This window comes from Lacisediminimonas profundi (assembly GCF_008831265.1).
GTDB classification, from domain to species: Bacteria; Pseudomonadota; Gammaproteobacteria; order Burkholderiales; family Burkholderiaceae_D; genus Lacisediminimonas; species Lacisediminimonas profundi.
The window spans coordinates 131,009-146,538 of record NZ_VTTH01000002.1 but is presented as its reverse complement, the minus strand read 5'-3'; the positions used below and the strand labels follow the sequence as shown (position 1 = coordinate 146,538).

Annotated in this window: 13 protein-coding genes; 4 read left to right on the top strand and 9 right to left on the bottom strand. The window is 63.8% G+C overall.

Annotated elements, in window-relative coordinates; all coding sequences use genetic code 11:
* Positions 1-105: 105 nt before the first annotated feature.
* Together trxB and FVE66_RS06300 are read left to right on the top strand one after the other, a co-directional pair.
* Complete coding sequence (trxB, locus tag FVE66_RS06305; protein WP_151446570.1) at positions 106-1,062, top strand: thioredoxin-disulfide reductase; 957 nt, start codon at positions 106-108, stop codon at positions 1,060-1,062.
* A gap of 50 nt (positions 1,063-1,112) precedes the next feature.
* Positions 1,113-1,751 carry a Smr/MutS family protein gene (locus FVE66_RS06300; protein ID WP_151446569.1) on the top strand — a complete coding sequence of 213 codons (639 nt, stop codon included), beginning with the start codon at positions 1,113-1,115 and terminating at the stop codon, positions 1,749-1,751.
* A 97-nt stretch (positions 1,752-1,848) separates the two neighbouring features.
* Here the strand turns inward: FVE66_RS06300 and FVE66_RS06295 are convergent, their stop codons facing one another.
* Together FVE66_RS06295 and FVE66_RS06290 are read right to left on the bottom strand one after the other, a co-directional pair.
* On the bottom strand, positions 1,849-2,187 hold the full coding sequence (locus FVE66_RS06295) for a P-II family nitrogen regulator (protein ID WP_151446568.1): 339 nt from the start codon (positions 2,185-2,187) through the stop codon (positions 1,849-1,851).
* A 102-nt stretch (positions 2,188-2,289) separates the two neighbouring features.
* Complete coding sequence (locus tag FVE66_RS06290) at positions 2,290-4,377, bottom strand: NAD(+) synthase (RefSeq protein WP_151447216.1); 2,088 nt, start codon at positions 4,375-4,377, stop codon at positions 2,290-2,292.
* 234 nt (positions 4,378-4,611) lie between these two features.
* Between FVE66_RS06290 and FVE66_RS06285 the strand changes: the two genes are divergently transcribed.
* Positions 4,612-5,760, top strand: coding sequence for a GNAT family N-acetyltransferase (locus FVE66_RS06285; RefSeq protein WP_151446567.1), 1,149 nt, complete (start codon positions 4,612-4,614; stop codon positions 5,758-5,760).
* 53 nt (positions 5,761-5,813) lie between these two features.
* Here FVE66_RS06285 and ppa read toward each other — a convergent pair whose 3' ends face one another.
* From ppa to hemC, 5 genes are all read right to left on the bottom strand, one after another.
* Complete coding sequence (gene ppa / locus FVE66_RS06280; RefSeq protein WP_151446566.1) at positions 5,814-6,362, bottom strand: inorganic diphosphatase; 549 nt, start codon at positions 6,360-6,362, stop codon at positions 5,814-5,816.
* Positions 6,363-6,618: 256 nt separating this feature from the next.
* The gene (locus FVE66_RS06275; protein ID WP_151446565.1) at positions 6,619-7,815 is read right to left on the bottom strand and encodes a heme biosynthesis protein HemY; all 1,197 of its coding nucleotides are present in this window, start codon (positions 7,813-7,815) and stop codon (positions 6,619-6,621) included.
* A 4-nt stretch (positions 7,816-7,819) separates the two neighbouring features.
* A complete protein-coding gene (locus tag FVE66_RS06270; RefSeq protein ID WP_151446564.1) occupies positions 7,820-8,929 on the bottom strand; it encodes a uroporphyrinogen-III C-methyltransferase in 1,110 nt (369 codons plus the stop codon).
* A complete protein-coding gene (locus FVE66_RS06265; RefSeq protein ID WP_151446563.1) occupies positions 8,926-9,687 on the bottom strand; it encodes a uroporphyrinogen-III synthase in 762 nt (253 codons plus the stop codon). Before FVE66_RS06265 ends, FVE66_RS06270 begins: the two co-directional genes overlap by 4 nt.
* Positions 9,680-10,576, bottom strand: coding sequence for a hydroxymethylbilane synthase (hemC, locus tag FVE66_RS06260; protein WP_241673119.1), 897 nt, complete (start codon positions 10,574-10,576; stop codon positions 9,680-9,682). The genes FVE66_RS06265 and hemC overlap by 8 nt, the downstream gene beginning before the upstream one ends.
* 216 nt (positions 10,577-10,792) lie before the next feature.
* On the opposite strand from hemC, the gene ppc reads away from it, so the two are divergent.
* A complete protein-coding gene (ppc, locus tag FVE66_RS06255) occupies positions 10,793-13,642 on the top strand; it encodes a phosphoenolpyruvate carboxylase (protein ID WP_241673051.1) in 2,850 nt (949 codons plus the stop codon).
* 21 nt (positions 13,643-13,663) lie between these two features.
* On the opposite strand, the gene FVE66_RS06250 is transcribed toward ppc, so the two are convergent.
* Together FVE66_RS06250 and FVE66_RS06245 are read right to left on the bottom strand one after the other, a co-directional pair.
* The gene (locus tag FVE66_RS06250; protein ID WP_151446560.1) at positions 13,664-14,428 is read right to left on the bottom strand and encodes a LytR/AlgR family response regulator transcription factor; all 765 of its coding nucleotides are present in this window, start codon (positions 14,426-14,428) and stop codon (positions 13,664-13,666) included.
* Positions 14,425-15,429 carry a sensor histidine kinase gene (locus FVE66_RS06245; RefSeq protein WP_241673050.1) on the bottom strand — a complete coding sequence of 335 codons (1,005 nt, stop codon included), beginning with the start codon at positions 15,427-15,429 and terminating at the stop codon, positions 14,425-14,427. Before FVE66_RS06245 ends, FVE66_RS06250 begins: the two co-directional genes overlap by 4 nt.
* Positions 15,430-15,530 lie beyond the last annotated feature (101 nt).

Below are 15,530 nucleotides of genomic sequence, written 5' to 3'. Positions count from 1 at the left end.
CCTGCATCCATTAATTCGGGCTTCGCTGTCGCCATTTGAACGCATCGCCGGCGATGCTGGCCCTGCTTTCGCCCAATGCAACCTAACAGATCAAGAGAATCCACCATGTCCACTCCCAAGCACGCCCATGTATTGATCCTCGGTTCCGGCCCGGCCGGCTACAGCGCTGCGGTCTACGCGGCGCGGGCCAACCTGAAGCCGGTCCTGATCACCGGTGTCGAGCAAGGCGGACAGTTGATGACCACCACCGACGTTGAAAACTGGCCGGGCGATCCGCTCGGCGTGCAGGGGCCCGAACTGATGCAGCGCCTGCTGCAGCATGCGGAACGCTTCAATACGGAGATCATCTTCGACCATATCCACACCACCCATCTGAGCGAAAAGCCGATCCGGCTGATCGGCGACAACGGCGTGTACACCTGCGACGCCCTGATCATCGCCACCGGCGCCTCGGCGCAGTACCTGGGCCTGCCGTCGGAAGAATCGTTCATGGGCCGTGGCGTTTCGGCCTGCGCCACCTGCGACGGCTTTTTCTATCGCACCCAGGAAGTGGCGGTGGTCGGCGGCGGCAACACCGCGGTCGAAGAGGCGCTCTACCTGTCGAACATCGCCAGCAAGGTCACCGTCATCCACCGCCGCGACAAGTTCCGCGCCGAGCCGATCCTGATCGACCGCCTGATGGCCAAGGTCGCAGAAGGCAAGGTCGACATCCGCTGGAACCACGCGCTGGAGGAAGTGGTCGGCGACGATAGCGGCGTAACCGGCCTCCGCATCAAATCCACGGTCGACGGCAGCGTGACGCCGCTTTCCGTGCACGGTGTTTTCATCGCGATCGGACACAAGCCGAACACCAGCATCTTCGAGGGGCAGCTGGATATGCGCAACGGCTACATCCGCACCCACAGCGGCCTGGATGGCATGGCCACCGCAACCAACGTGCCCGGCGTGTTTGCTGCCGGCGACGTGCAGGACCATATCTACCGGCAAGCCATCACCAGCGCCGGCACCGGCTGCATGGCGGCACTGGACGCGCAGCGCTACCTGGAAAGCCTGGAGGGCTGACCACGAGTCGACCAGCAGGTCCGCTCCGTAACCAGAGGGAGCAAGGCAACATGCCAGAACGATACAAGGACTTTTCTGCGTTGAAGTCGCTGCAGAAAGACCTGAAGGCGCAAGAAGAAGCGCGCCGGAAGGAAGAAGTCGAGCGGCGCGAGCGCGAAGCGCAGGCAAAGCGGGAAGCCGACCTGTTCCGGCTCAGCATCGGCGCCGTTGCGCCCTTGAGCTCGCACGGCAAGGTGGCCATTCGTCCGCCACCTCCGCCGCCGATCGCGCGCCAGCGCGAAGCCGACGAACAGGCGGCGCTGGAACAGTCGCTGTCCGACGAATTCACCGTCGAGACGCTGCTTGAAACCGACGAAGCGCTCAGCTATGCGCGCACCGGCGTCGGCAATGATGTGCTGCGCAAGCTGCGCCGCGGCCATTGGGTGATCCAGTCCCAGCTCGACCTGCACGGAATGCGCACCGACGAGGCACGCGAAGCGCTCTCCGAATTCCTGCGCAATGCGGTCAAGCGCGGCGTGCGCTGCGTGCGCGTGATACACGGCAAGGGGCTGGGATCGGTCAACCGCGAACCGGTGTTGAAGAACAAGGTGCGGAACTGGCTGGTGCAAAAGGATGTAGTGATCGCCTTCTGCCAGGCGCGGGCCGTGGATGGGGGCAGCGGTGCGTTGGTGGTGTTGTTGCAGGGCTGAGCAGTACTACGAACGCTCCCTCCCCTTCAATGAGAGGGAACGTTCTTGGCGTGCGTTGGTTACCGCCATGGATCAGGTTGCGGGTAACGCCGCCTGATCAAACTGCGTCGGCCCCGGTCTCGCCAGTACGGATGCGAATCACCTGATCAATCGAACGCACGAAAATCTTGCCGTCGCCGATCTTGCCGGTGCGTGCCGCTTTGATGATCGCTTCCACGGCGCGCTCGACAATGGCGTCATCCAGCACTGCCTCGATCTTGACCTTGGGCAGGAAGTCGACAACGTATTCGGCGCCCCGGTACAACTCGGTATGACCTTTCTGCCGGCCAAATCCTTTGACTTCGGTCACTGTCAGCCCCGAGACCCCGATATCCGCGAGCGCTTCACGGACTTCGTCGAGCTTGAAAGGTTTGATGATTGCAGTGATTTGTTTCACGTGATGCTCCTTCGATTGGATTGCCAGAATCTGTCGTCAGTAGAGAGTATACCGTCAATGACCATGCATTCCCGAATGTCAGCCAGGCCGGCGGGCCTGCCCTCATTGCTCCGGGATGTTGTTCAGGTCGTCCATCCACACCACGGCCTCGGAATCGCTGGGCGCGCGCCAGTCTCCGCGTGGAGACAATGAGCCGCCCGAGCCCACCTTGGGGCTGTTGGGGACGCAAGAACGCTTGAACTGGCTGGTCTTGAAAAACCGATACAGAAAAATCCTGAGATTGCGCTTGATATCCGACAGACTATATTCGTTGCGCGCGACATGCGCTTCCTCGGGCCACAGGCCGGCGTCCCGGTCGCCCCAGGCGCAAAACGACAGGAACGCGACCTTGGACGGCGCGAAGCCGAAGCGCAGCGTGTAATACAGATTGAAGTCCTGCAACTCGTAGGGCCCGATCACGCTTTCGGTTTTCTGGTCCGGAGCGTCATTTGCCTCACCCGAGTCACCCCCATCACCCGCCTGACCCGACTTGCGCGGAACCAGTTCCGGGCTGATGTCGGTGCCCAGCACGGCGAGCAGCACGTCCGAACCCGAGGTCCCGATCTGGCCGGTCTCCGCCACCCAGCGCACCAGGTGCGCAATCAGGGTCTTGGGCACGCTGGCATTGACGCTGTAGTGGGACATGTGGTCACCCACGCCATAGGTGCACCATCCCAGCGCCAGTTCGCTCAGGTCGCCGGTGCCGATCACGATGCCATGATGCAGGTTGGCCATCCGGAACAGGTGGCTGGTGCGTTCCCCTGCCTGCACATTTTCGAAGGTGACGTCGTAGTGTTCCTGCCCAGCCGAGTACGGATGCCCGATGTCTTCCAGCATCTGCAGGCAGCTGGGCCGTATGTCGATTTCGCTCGCCGAGCAGCCGACGATCTGCATCAGCTGCCTGGCCTGGAGCAGGGTCCGGTCACTGGTAGCGAAACCGGGCATGGTGATGCCGATGATATTCGTGCGCGGCAGCCGCAGGCGGTCCATCGCCTTGGCGCAGACCAGCAGCGCGTGGGTGGAATCCAGCCCGCCGGAGACGCCAATCACCACCTTCGACATGCCGGATGCCGACAGCCGCTGCGCCAGCGCCTGCACTTGTATGTTGTAGACCTCCTCGCAGCGCTCGTTGCGGCGCCCGCGATCGGCCGGCACATAGGGGAAGCGTTCGACCTTGCGCACCAGCGGCAGCGGATCGTCCACCTGCAGATCGAGCTCGAAGGAAACCACCCGGAATGCGGCCACCTCCGCGGCATGCCGGCGCACCGAACTGCCGAAGGTGGTCATGCGCATCCGCTCACGCGAAAGCCGTTCCAGGTCGATGTCGGCGAACACCAGGTGCGACGCACCGGCAAACCGCGCCGACTCGGCCAGCAGCTCGCCGTTCTCGCAGATCAGCGCTTGTCCGTCCCATGCCATGTCGGTGGTGGACTCGCCGTTGCCGGCTGACGAATACAGGTAGGCTGACAGGCAGCGTGCCGACTGCTGCGACACAAGCTGGTGGCGGTAACCTGCCTTGCCGACAAGGACATTGGATGCCGACAGATTGACCAGCACCGTGGCGCCGGCCAGCGCGGCAAAGGAAGACGGCGGGATCGGCACCCACAAATCCTCGCAGATCTCCACATGGAACCGGAACAACGGCAAGTTGGCCAGTTCGAACAAAAGCCGGGCGCCGAATGGAACGCTCTGCCCCAGCAGCTTGATCTCGGTGGTCACCGCGTTTTCGGCCGGATTGAACTGACGCGCTTCGTAGAATTCGCCGTAATTCGGCAGGTAGCTTTTCGGGACCACGCCATGGATCTTGCCGCCAGCGACCACGGCAGCACAATTGAACAGCAGGTGGTCCACGCGCAGCGGCAGTCCGACGATCATCGCCAGCGGCAAGCTCCTGGAGGCGGCAACGACGGACGCCAGCGCATCCACGCTGGCATCGAGCAAGGCGCCCTGGTGGAACAGGTCGTCGCAGGTGTAGGCGGACAGGCCCAGTTCCGGGAAAGCGATCAACGCCGCACCCTTGCCAGCAGCTTGCTGCGCCAGCGCGATGGTTTCGGCTGCATTGGACGCCGGATCAGCCACACGGCAAAGCGGAACGCCCACGGCGACGCGGGCAAATCCATGCGTATGGATGTTGAAAAATTGACGGCCCATCTTCACCTCAGAATTCGGTTTCATGTCCAGAACCATGTGACTCGTCGCCATTGCGGTGATGCAGCCAGCGCCTGGAAGCGCCGGTCCCGGGCGGCGGCGTCGCCACCGGCCGCAAGCTGTCGCAACCTGCCACGAGCTGCCACGAGCTGCCACAAACGCATCGACGCATTTTCCGTAGAATGAAGCCGCAGCAACAGATTCCCGGCGGGTGTTAACAGCAGAAAGAGGCAGATCCTGAATTATCGCACGCGCATCATTTCTTCCCTTGCGGAATGTGGCCAAGTGGCCTGGGACTCACTGGTATCCGCCCAGGCCGAGCGCAATCCATTCCTTTCCTTCGCATTCCTGCACGCGCTGCACGAATCCGGCAGCGCATGCAAGGACACCGGCTGGACCCCGCAATACCTGACCCTGTGGGAAAGCGACAGCCTGGCTGCTGCCCTGCCGCTCTACGTCAAGGATCATTCCTACGGCGAGTATGTGTTCGACTGGGCCTGGGCGGACGCCTACCAACGCAACGGGCTGGAGTATTACCCCAAGCTGCTGTCCGCCATCCCGTTCACGCCTGTCACCGGCGCCCGGCTGCTGGCGCGCGACGCCGGGGCGCGCGCCGCCCTGGTGCAGGCGCTGCGCGAGTTGCAGGAAGCAAACGGCCTGTCATCCACCCACATCCTGTATCCGCCGCAGGACGAGGCAAGGACGCTGGAAGCGGCCGGCTTCATGTTACGCCGCGGCGTGCAGTTCCACTGGCAGAACGAAGGCTACGGCGACTTCGAGCAGTTCCTCTCCACCATGCAGCAGAAGAAGCGCAAGAACATCCGGGCCGAACGGCGCAAGGTGTCCGAAGCCGGCATTGTCATGCGCCAGTTGCGCGGCGTGGAAGCGACCGAAGCCGACTGGCAATTTTTCAAGCGTTGCTATGACCGCACCTATCGGGAGCATCGTTCCACGCCCTACCTCAACCTGGATTTTTTCCTGCGCATCGGTGCAGCCATGCCGGAAAACCTGCTGCTGGTCGTCGCTGAGCGGGACGGGCTGCCGATCGCGTCGTCGCTGGTAGTGCATGACGCGCAGAAACTGTACGGACGCTACTGGGGAGCGCTTGAACACCACCCCTGCCTGCATTTCGAGACGGCCTACTATCAGCCGCTGGAATTCTGCATTGCAAACCGGATCGGCTCGTTCGAGGGTGGCGCACAGGGGGAGCACAAGATGGCGCGCGGCTTCTTGCCGGAGACGACCTGGTCGGCGCACTGGCTGGCGCACCCTGCGTTTTCGGATGCGATCGAACGCTTCCTGGCCCGCGAGAACAGTGGCATGGAGAACTACATTGACGAGTTGAACGAACGTAACCCGTTTGCGGAGACGCGGCCGGCGGCTTGAGGGAGAAAAAAAAGCGCACCGGAGTGCGCTTTTCTTTTTACTACATGCTGCTATCAGGCATCCGACTTGCTGGCCTCTGCCGCATACCGGGTGACACCAGTCATGATTTCTTCTTTTGCATCTTCCGGACCAAACCAGCCTTCGACCTTGACCCACTTGCCGGGCTCCAGATCCTTGTAATGTTCGAAGAAATGCTGGATCTGCTGCAAGCGCAGGTCGTTCAGGTCTTCCGGCTTTTGCCACTGGGTGTAGATCGACAGGACCTTGTCGACCGGCACGGCCAGTACTTTCGCATCGCCGCCGGCTTCATCGGTCATCTTCAGCACGCCGATCGGGCGGCATCGCACAACGACGCCGGGAATCAACGGGAATGGGGTAATGACCAGCACATCGACCGGATCGCCATCATCGGCCACGGTGTTCGGAATGTAGCCGTAGTTGCACGGATAGTGCATTGCCGTGCCCATGAAACGGTCGACGAAAATCGCGCCGGAATCCTTGTCCACTTCGTACTTGATCGGATCGGCGTTCATCGGAATTTCGATGATGACGTTGAAGTCGTTCGGCAGGTCGCGGCCGGAGGGGACTCGATTGAGACTCATGATGCCTTCTTGATAGAGAAAAAAAACCGGGGAACACGAGATTATAAAGGTTCAGGCGAAATCAGCCCAAGGCTTGCGCGGAAATTATGCTGGGCAAGATCGGGAACGCGGGGCGGAACGGGGGAAAGCTGGTCTTTTGGCGCGTAGCAAGAGCGTGTAAGGCGAATCGACCTTATGACTCCCTCCCATTGCAAGGGAGGGAGCATTCCTGGCGTGCGCAGGTCTACGCAACAAATCAGGATGTGAGTAATGGACCCTACAAAATACTAGCCAGCGCGCTCGACCGGTAATGCGATGCCGCCTTCTCCTGATCCTGCAGCGCCTCATGCAGTTGTGCCAGCTTCAGATGCGCTTCCCGGACCGTTTCCGGCTCGGTTGAATCCGACAGCGCCATTTCCAGGCAGCGCTGCGCCCTGCCCCACAATTTCTGCCGCAGGCAGAAGGTCCCGAGTGTCAGTGCCAGGTCGGGATCGGTCGGATGTTGTTGCAACAACTTCTCGCAGCGTTCGATTTGTCCGAGCAGCAAGGGCGTGCCCTGCTGCCCGCCGGCGGTACGCCAGACACGCACCAACCGTTCATCCCATTCCAGCGCCAGCGCTTTTTCAATGAGGGCGGATGCCTCTTCATGCAGGCCGCGGCTGACGAATGCGCGCGCACCGCGCACGGCGATCGATGGACGCATCCTGTCCTCTGCCGGCAGCGCGAACCAGACCCGGCGGATCGATTCCGGATCATGGCTGGCATCGGTCAGCAGGTTTTCGTAGGCGAGCTCGCGCAGGCGCTGCGAAAGCGCAGGATGGATTGCATTGTTCTTGTCGAGACTGCGCACCAGCCGCAGGACTTCCGGCCAGTTCTTGGCCGCCTGGTTGGCTTTCAGCGCCAGCCGCAGCGCGTGGATGTGGCGAATGCCGGAACTGTTGAGTTCACGAACGGCGTCCAGCGCTTCTTCCGGATGGTGCTCGTCGACCAGCAGTTCGATTTCAGTCATTAGCCGCGCTGTGCGCAGGGAATCGTCCTCCGATGCCTTTGCCAGCCACTGCTGCCGCCGCTCCAGCTGCCCGAGGCGGTGGGCGGCGCGCGCCGCAACCAGCGCGGCAACGCCGGAGTTGTCGTCCACCGACGCTGCTCGCGACGCTGCTTTTTCTGCCTGGCCAAAACGGCCTTCGAACAGTGACTTGAGCGACTCGCGCAAGGCCTGGTTGGCTTCCCGGTCACGCTTGTCGCGCCGGTACTGTGCAACCCGCTGCGGCATGCGCTGGGCGCTACGTAGCGCCCGGATCACCGTAAACAGCGTGAAAAACAGCAGCACCGCAATCACGATGAAGAAATTCAGCGACAGGTCCACCCGCCACGGCGGGTAGAAGAAGACGACATTGCCGGCATTGAAGCGCGCCAGTACGGCCAGCCCGATCGCCGCCGCAAACAAGCCAAGTAACCAGAGGAATATCCGCATGGCGTTACGGTTTGACCTTGAAGTTGCGCACCGCGCCGAGGCTTTCGTTCAGCGTCGGCATCTCGATCGACAAGTTGCTGGCCTGTACCTGCTTGAGCAGCGCCTGCGTGGTCTGGGTCTGGCGCGCACGGGTGTCAAAGTAGCGCGCAATCACATCCTGGGCGGCGAGCAGGTCGCTGCGGAAAGCGGATTCGTTACGCGACAGCAGTGCCAGGCGGGCGTTGAGCAGGCGCAGCTTGAGGTTCTCGCGTGCGTAGTAAGCTTGGGTCGGCGACAGCAGCAGCGCGTCGGAAGTCTCGACGTTGCGTACCCGGATCAGTTGCCGCACCTCGTTCCACATCTCAGTGGACCAGCTGTACCAGGTGTCTTCCACGGTGGCCAGCCAACCGGTGCGCGCAGTCTTGCCGGCCGCGGCCCGAGCGGCGTTGCGCGGCTGGGTGGCGGGCAGCGCCGGCTTCTCGTCGGACAGGAGCGGCATGCTGTCGATCTGGGCAATGATGCTGTCCAGGCGCAGCGCAAGGCCGGTCATGTCCACCACCGGCAGTGCCTTGAGCTTTTCCATGTCGCGGGCAAGCGCGCGGCGGATGGTGATGAATTGCGGCTTGTCGGAACGCGACAGGCGGCTGTCCGCATTCTGCAGCGCAATCAGGGCGCCACGGACGTTGCCGGCCAGTTGCAGCTGCTGGCTTGCAGTTGACAGGACCTGCTCGATTTCAGCCAGCGCCCATTCGTCGCGATTGCGTGCCAGCTCCTGGTAGAGCTGGTCCAGCGCCAGTTGCTGCGCCTGCGATTCTGCCTGCTTGCTCTCCAGCACGTTCACCTTGGCCTGGAGTTCCTTGACGGTTTCCTGCGCCGAACGCACTGCGACCTTGGTCTCGCTGTTGATCGAGTCGCCTGCCTGCAGCCGCTGGGCGGTATCGCGCCGCAGATCGCGCAACTCGCGGTGGGCGCTCCACCAGGCCAGCGCGATGAGCACGAGCAGGACCAATGGCACCAGTACGACGGAGCGCCGGATCCACGGCTGCGCCAGGCGCAAGCCAGAAGCGCCACGGCCGGTTCCGGCGGTGGCGGGAGGTGGTGCAGGGGTGATGGGAGTCTCTTCCATTAGCGTCATTGTAACTTGGCAAGCATCTGTTCGTCGCCTGAACCAGTGCGTTCTATGTGCATGAAACCCAGTTGCCGGGCAGTATCCTCTATCCGGCTATGCGGCACCAGCAGCCGGCGCTGCAGCAAGGTAGCCGTGCCGTCCGGGCGCTGCAACGCGCCCGCCATGGAAACCAGGTTGCGCAATGCTTCGGAACTGGTGACCACCCAGATGGCTTCGCTGTCGATCATGCGGTTGAGCATGGCCGATCGGGCGGCGTCCAGCACCGGCGCAGTGCGCCGGTAGGCAGCCACCTGCTCGACTTCGACGCCAGCCGTGCGCAGCGAATCGGCCAGCAGTTCGCGTCCGCTTTCACCGCGGATGATAAGCGCCCGCCGTCCGCGCAATGCGGCAAGGTCAAGTTGTGCCAGCAGCGTTTCGGAATCGGAACGTTCCGGATTCTTCGGGCTGACGATGGTGGCAGTTCGTTCGTCCACGCCGTGTGCCGCCAGCGCCTTGCGGCTGCCCTCGCCGACCACACCGATAGTCAGGCCGTGCGGCCATTGCGCCCGGCAGCGGAATGCGGCGTCAATCGCATTCGGGCTGACGAAGGCGATCAATGCATATTCTTCCAGCCTGGACAGTGCCGCCCTGAGCAGCGCGTCGTCCTCCAGCGGCAGGATATTGAGCAGCGGGAAAACCACGGCCTCGCGCCCGGTCACGCGGACCTGGCGGGCGAATGCTTCCGCCTGCTGCAACGGGCGGGTGATGACAACCGGCTCAGGCATCGGTGCCATCGGTTCGGCAAGCAGCAAGGATGCCATCGGCATCTCGCTCGCGCAGCGCGTCGGCCAAGCGCAGCCCGAGCTGCTCGGGCTCGCTTGCCGGTCCGCTCACTTCGGCGCTGGCAACACGGCTGCCGTCCGGCATCGCGACCATGCCGCGCAGGCGCAGTCCGGCCTCGCCGACGGGTATGGCAAAGGCAGCCAGCGGAATCTGGCAACTGCCACCGAAGGCGCGCGACAGGGCACGCTCGGCAGTCACTGCAGCCCAGGTCGGGGCGTGGTTCAACGGTGCCAGCAGGTCGAGCAACTCAGGCCGTCCGGACACCACTTCGATCGCCATCGCGCCCTGCCCGGGCGCCGGCAGGCTCTCATCCGGGTCAAGCAGGCTGCGAATGCGCTCGGGAATACCGAGCCGCTTCAAACCTGCTGCGGCGAGGATGATCGCCGCGTATTCGCCGCGGTCGAGCTTGCCCAGCCGGGTATCGAGGTTGCCGCGCAGCGGCCGGACGATCAATTGGGGATAGCGCGCAGCGATCAGCGCCTGGCGGCGCAGGCTGCTGGTGCCGACCACGGAGCCGGGCGGCAGTTCGGCCAGCGAAGCAAACTGGCTGGAAACGAAGGCGTCGCGCGGATCTTCGCGCTCGAGCACGGCTGCCAGGCAGAAACTGTCGGGCAGTTCCATCGGCACGTCCTTGAGCGAGTGCACCGCCAGGTCGGCACGTCCCTCGGACATGGCGACTTCCAGTTCCTTGACGAACAGGCCCTTGCCGCCCACCTTGGACAGCGTGCGATCCAGTATCTGGTCGCCGCGGGTGGTCATTCCGAGAATTTCCACGCTGGCCAGCGGATATAATTGGCGCAGACGAGCGCGCACATGTTCAGCCTGCCACATTGCCAGCCGGCTCTCGCGGGAGGCAATGACCAGGTTTCCGGAAAACGCTTGTTTCAAGACAGACTCTTTAGATGGATGCTCGGGATCGGCTTTTCGGACTCGCCACTCGGACGCGTCGTCAGCTCTTGGTACCCACGATTCTAACATGCAGCCCTGCGCCGCCTCATGCTGGCGCGGGCTGCTTTTGACCTGATTTCCACTCTGCCTGCATCCTATATGCCCACGCCATCCGCTGCCAGCAAGACCTCCCCCAAACGCTCCCGGCCACGTCCGGGCAAGGACGAGCAACTCAAACATGACATTCGCCTGCTCGGCCGCCTGCTCGGCGAGGTATTGCGCGAACAGGAAGGCGAGCAGGTGTTCGGCGTGGTCGAGACCATACGGCAGACCGCGGTGCGCTTTCGCCGCGACGCCGAGCCGCAGGCTGCAGCCGAACTCGACAAGCTGCTGAAGAAGCTGAGCCAGGAGCAGACCGCTTCGGTGGTGCGCGCCTTCTCCTACTTTTCGCATCTTGCCAACATTGCCGAAGACCAGCATCACAACCGCAGCCGCCGTGCCGAACTGCTGGCCGGCGCAGCCCCGCAGCGCGGCACGCTGGCCAGCGCGCTGGCCCGGATCGGGCAGTCGACCACCGGCAGCAGCAAGGTCAGGAAGTTCTTTGACGAAGCCTTGCTGTCGCCCGTGCTGACCGCCCATCCGACCGAAGTGCAGCGCAAGAGCACGCTGGATGCAGAACACGCGATCGCCCGCCTGCTCGCTGCGCGCGAGTTGCCAATGACGCCACGCGAACTGGCCGACAACGAGGCCCAGCTGCGCGCCCGCATCACGACCCTGTGGCAGACGCGCATGTTGCGGTATTCCCGCCTGACGGTGGCGGACGAGATCGAGAACGCGCTGTCCTGGTATCGCATCACCTTCCTGCAGGAACTGCCGGCGCTCTACGACGACATCGAAACCGGCCTGGCCGCCCATTTCGGCCAGCGCGCGGCACGCCTGCCGCTGACCCAGGCCTTCCTGCAAATGGGCAGCTGGATCGGCGGCGACCGCGACGGCAATCCCAATGTGAACGCCGACACGATGCGGCTGGCCCTGTCGCGCCAGGCCAGTACCGTACTCGATCACTACCTGGAGGAAGTGCATGCGCTGGGCGCGGAGCTTTCGCTGTCGACACAACTGGTCGATGTCAGCGACCAGCTGAAAGAACTGGCCAGCCGCTCGCCGGATGATTCACCGCACCGCGCCGACGAACCGTATCGGCGCGCGCTGACCGGGCTCTATGCGCGGCTGGCGGCAACCGCGCGCGCGCTTGGCGCAGGACATATCCTGCGGCGCGAAGTCGCGCCGTCCGCCCCCTATTCCAGTCCGGAGGAATTCAGTGCGGACCTTCAGGTACTGGTCGATTCGCTCAATGCCAACCATGGCGCCTCGCTGGTCAAGCCACGTCTGTCAGGTTTGCGGCGCGCAGTCGACATCTTTGGTTTCCACCTGGCGTCGCTGGACCTGCGGCAAAGCTCGGACGTGCATGAACGGGTGCTGGCGGAGCTGTTCGCCCGCGCAGGCGCCGAAGCGAATTACGCCGCACTGGGCGAAGACGAAAAAATCACCCTGCTGCTGGATGAACTGGCGCAACCGCGGCTGCTGGTCTCGCCCTGGCTTGACTATTCCGCCGAAACCGCCAGCGAGTTGGCGATATTCAGCTGCGCGCGCGAGATGCGGGCACGCTACGGCGAGCGCGCGGTGCGCAACTACATAATTTCCCACACCGAATCGGTATCGGACCTGCTCGAAGTGCTGGTGCTGCAAAAGGAGGCTGGCTTGTTCCGCTTGGGGCAGGCCGACGGCGTTCCTGCCTGCGACCTGATGGTAATCCCCCTGTTCGAGACCATACCCGACCTGCGGCAGGCAGCGCAGATCATGCGTGCCTTCATCGCCATTCCACTGGTTCGCCGCGTCATTCGCGCCGGCCGCGAACTGCAGGAAGTGATGCTCGGCTATTCCGACTCCAACAAGGACGGCGGCTTCCTGACGTCCAACTGGGAGCTGTACCGGGCGGAACTGGGGCTGGTCAAGGTGTTCGACGAGGCAGGCGTGCGCATGCGCCTGTTCCATGGCCGGGGCGGCACGGTCGGACGCGGCGGCGGCCCCAGCTACGACGCCATCCTGGCGCAGCCGCCGGGCACCGTGAACGGGCAGATCCGGGTCACCGAACAGGGCGAAATCATTGCGTCCAAATATGCCAACCCCGAAATTGGCCGCCGCAACCTTGAACTGCTGGTCGCGGCAACGCTGGAAGCCAGCCTGCTGCCGGGCAGCGAACACGCCGGCGCTGAAAAACGCCTGAAACAGTTCGAACAGGTGATGGCCGACTTGTCAGCCAGGGCATATGCCGCCTATCGCGACCTGGTGTACGACACGCCTGGATTTGCGGACTATTTTTTCGACTCGACGCCGATCGCCGAGATTGCGCTGCTCAACATCGGGTCGCGTCCGGCCAGCCGGAAATCAACCCGCCGCATCGAAGATTTGCGCGCAATTCCCTGGGGTTTCTCCTGGGGCCAGTGCCGGCTGCTGCTGCCGGGTTGGTATGGCTTCGGCGCCGCCGTCTCCGAATGGCTGGACGAAGGCAGCCCATCGGGGCGCAGCAAACGGGCGGCACTGCTGCGCGCCATGCTGCGCGAGTGGCCGTTCTTTGCCGCGCTGATTGCGAACATGGACATGGTGCTGGCCAAGACCGACCTGGCCGTCGCATCCCGCTACGCCGGCCTGGTGCGCGACCGCAAGCTGCGCCAGAAGATATTCAAGCGCATCGCCACCGAGCACCAGCAGACGCTTGCCTGCCTGACGCTGATCACCGGCCAGAAGGAACGGTTGGCATCCAACCCGCTGCTGGCGCAGTCGATCAAGAACCGGCTGGCCTACCTTGACCCGCTGAATCACCTGCAGGTCGAACTGATCAAGCGCAGCCGGGCAGCCGCTGCCGGACAGGACCAGGGCGAACCGCGGGTGTACCGGGGAATCCATTTGTCGATCAACGGCGTCGCTGCCGGGCTGCGCAACACGGGCTGAGGAGGATCGGCCGCTCGCGGCCTACCTAAGCAAGGCCTTCACCAGCGGCCATTGCCGCCTGGAGACAGGCAAGCGCTCCTGCGTGCCGCGCAAAGTCACCAGCCAGGATTCCTTTTCCGGCTCGGCTTCGCGGTCCGCAGGGAGCGCCCGTTTTTCGGTCCCTTTCTCCACCCCGACAATCGCATTCTTCGCCACCAGCGCATTGCGATGCACTCGCACGAACAGGTCCGGCATCTCGTCCTCGATCGACTGCAGCGAGGACTCGATCAGGTACTCCTCATGGGCCGTGTGCAAGGTCACGTACTTGAGCTCGGCCTTCAGGAACAACACCTGTTCCACCGGCACCAGCAGCACCCTGCCCTTTTCCTGCACCGTGAACTGGCGTGGCGCCGGGCGGGCGGCAGCGCGCAATTCGACCACCCGCCGGATTGCCTGGGCCAACCGCTCGGCACGGACCGGCTTGAGCAGGTAATCCAGGGCCTGGACATCGAAGGCCTGCAGTGCGAATTCGTCATGGGCGGTGACGAAGATCATGGCCGGCGCCTGCGGCTGCCGCCCCAGCTGCCGCGCCAGTTCCATGCCGTTCATGCCGGGCATCTGCACATCCAGCAACACCAGGTCGGCGTGAATGCTGGCACACAGCGCCAGCGCGGCCTGCGCGTCGGCCGCCTCGCCAACCAGCAAGTGGGGGCAGTCATGGGCAATATCGGCCAGCAGCGTCCTGAGGCGCATCCGTGCCGGCGCCTCGTCGTCGACGATCAGGATGCGCGGAACCGGCACGCTCATGCCCGTCCCCGCTGGAAGGGAAAGCGCAGCCTGACCACGAACTGTCCTTCACTGACCGATGTCGTCAGCTCGCCTTCCACGTCGTACAGCAGGGCCAGCCGTTCACGTATGTTCGAGAGTGCCATCTGGTGGCCGCCCGGGTGGGGAGCTGGCTGGGCCTCGCCGTGGACCGCAGCATGTATCGAAACATGCACCGGATTTGCAATGGTGATTTCGATACGGTCGACCAGCCGCCGCATGGCAACCCGGATCATGACCGCAGTGCTGCTCGGTTCGACGCCGTGATGCACCGCATTCTCCAGCAGCGGCTGCAGCAACAGTGCCGGGATGCGTGCCGAGCGCAAGGTCTCCTGGTCCAGGGCCTGCATGTCCCACGCCAGCTGCAGGCGTTCGCCCAAGCGCAGCGATTCGATCGCCAGGTACTGGCGGCACAGGCGTACTTCGTCGTCCAGCGTGGACATGTCGCGCGCATCCCGCAGCAGCACGCGCAGCAGGTCGGACAGGTCTTCCAGCGCTATCTCGGCTTTGCGCGGCTGCGTCCGGATCAGGGACAGCACGGCATTCAGGCTGTTGAACAGGAAATGCGGCCGGATCCGGGCCTGCAAGGCCGCCAGCCGGGCTTCGGCCAGCGCCGGCGAATGGGCGCGCACGCGCAGCTCGAAGTAATGCTGCAGTGCTGCACCCAGCGCCGCGGCAACCAGCGCGCCACCCCAGGCACCGTCTGCTGCCCTGCCGGACGCGCGCGACACCAGCCAGATGACGGCGGCGGCCACCAGCGCCGGCGCCGCGACGCTGGTGGCTCGCTGCAGCCAGGCAGGCGCCGCCGCGACCTGGCCGCGCAGTCCGCACAGCAGCAGCAAGGACAACATGGTTGACAGTTCGACCACGGCAGCGCCGTCGGCAAATCCCCGCAGCGCCGCGACCGGCTCCGCCACGCGGACGAGCGCGGCGCCAAGGGCGGTGGCATTCACGGCCAGCAGCGTGCGCAGCACGATCCCCATATTGCAGCAATCAGGGATGATGGAAACAGGTCGGGCAAGGGCAGCAACGGCAGGTGTCGACATGCGCAGGGGGTCGGATCGTGTATTGAAATCGGGAATAA

Coding starts and splice junctions, on each gene's coding strand:
- FVE66_RS06270 (WP_151446564.1), bottom strand. CDS start 8,929: ATGACGCTAATGGAAGAGACTCCCATCACCCCTGCACCACCTCCCGCC.
- FVE66_RS06300 (WP_151446569.1), top strand. CDS start 1,113: ATGCCAGAACGATACAAGGACTTTTCTGCGTTGAAGTCGCTGCAGAAA.
- hemC (WP_241673119.1), bottom strand. CDS start 10,576: ATGTGGCAGGCTGAACATGTGCGCGCTCGTCTGCGCCAATTATATCCG.
- trxB (WP_151446570.1), top strand. CDS start 106: ATGTCCACTCCCAAGCACGCCCATGTATTGATCCTCGGTTCCGGCCCG.
- FVE66_RS06265 (WP_151446563.1), bottom strand. CDS start 9,687: ATGCCTGAGCCGGTTGTCATCACCCGCCCGTTGCAGCAGGCGGAAGCA.
- FVE66_RS06290 (WP_151447216.1), bottom strand. CDS start 4,377: ATGGGCCGTCAATTTTTCAACATCCATACGCATGGATTTGCCCGCGTC.
- FVE66_RS06250 (WP_151446560.1), bottom strand. CDS start 14,428: ATGAGCGTGCCGGTTCCGCGCATCCTGATCGTCGACGACGAGGCGCCG.
- ppc (WP_241673051.1), top strand. CDS start 10,793: ATGCCCACGCCATCCGCTGCCAGCAAGACCTCCCCCAAACGCTCCCGG.
- ppa (WP_151446566.1), bottom strand. CDS start 6,362: ATGAGTCTCAATCGAGTCCCCTCCGGCCGCGACCTGCCGAACGACTTC.
- FVE66_RS06245 (WP_241673050.1), bottom strand. CDS start 15,429: ATGGGGATCGTGCTGCGCACGCTGCTGGCCGTGAATGCCACCGCCCTT.
- FVE66_RS06275 (WP_151446565.1), bottom strand. CDS start 7,815: ATGCGGATATTCCTCTGGTTACTTGGCTTGTTTGCGGCGGCGATCGGG.